Source organism: Oleiphilus sp. HI0066 (assembly GCF_001635725.1).
Genome location: NZ_LWFH01000461.1, coordinates 1 through 1,121, shown reverse-complemented (window position 1 = coordinate 1,121; position 1,121 = coordinate 1). Strand labels below are relative to the sequence as shown.

Annotated in this window: 1 protein-coding gene; it reads right to left on the bottom strand. The window is 41.6% G+C overall.

The features are described from left to right. A partial coding sequence (locus A3738_RS06665; RefSeq protein ID WP_197473649.1) for an insulinase family protein occupies positions 1 to 1,121 on the bottom strand: 1,121 nt, incomplete at both ends.

The following is a 1,121-nucleotide window of genomic DNA, read 5'->3' as shown; positions in this document are numbered from 1 at the left end:
CTCAGGCAAGGCTAAGTCTTTGCTAGCTTCCGCCTTTTTAAGTTGATTTACCAAGCTCACAGATAGGCTTTTAACCGAGTAGGGCGCCTTAAACCATTGTGTTTCTTGATCGGTTTCTAGATCTTTTGCTTTTACGCTAACTAAAAGATTGTCGGATGTAAGCAGGTGTAGGTAATCGCTAATTAATTCCTTATCAAACTTGTTTAGCTTGTAGGGCGCGCTGAGAATATCCTGTGCCGAGAACTCATGCAGTGCTGAGGACAAGCTTCTGACGTAGGACAGCGCTGGGACTTTTTCTTGGAACTTGAATGCAATTTCTGACAGTTGTTTTTGTTCAGTGAAATACATTTCATTGAGGTCGTTTTGTTTTAGCAGGTTGATGTAGGCAAATACGGCATTGATGACTTCATCTTGTTGCTTTAGGCCTTTCTCGGTAAGGCTCATAGAGATGATAAACATCCCTTGATTATCTGTGTCGAACTGAGGGCCAGCAGATAGCGTATCAACAAGCTGCTTCTTTTTAAGAGAGGAAAGCAGGCTGCCTTTTCCTTCATGCCCTATAAGGTTGGCAATATATCCAAGAGGTTGCGTATTGATGTAAGGACGAGACGTCGGAACAGGGAAGCTTAATGAAATACTTCGTGTGTCTTTGATACTTTTGACTTGAATTTTTGCTGGTAAAAAACCACCGCTAAAAAATGGTGTCGTGGTTTTATGTTCAGGTAAATTTTTGTTCGCGATGCTTGAGAATTTCTCTTCCACCCAGCTGGATAGTGTTTCAAGGTCTTCTTTGCCAAGTACAGTGAGCTTCATTCGGTTTGCTGAGTACTGCATGTCGTAAAACTCTAAGAGCGCTTCACGCAGAGTAATGTCAGGCTTATCAACTAAGGTTTCTAAGTTACCAACTGCAAATTTTTTGTAGGGATGATCGGAATTTAATATGGCTTTGAAACTTTCTAAGTAGCGACGACCATCATCTTGGATTTTTGAACTGTATTCTGAGTGCACTGCATTGACTTCTCGTTGCACATAATCTGCGTTAAACAATGGTGCAGTGAATTGTTGAGAGAAACGATCGAGTGCTGGCTCTAGGTATTCGGCGGACACATCAAAGAAGTAAT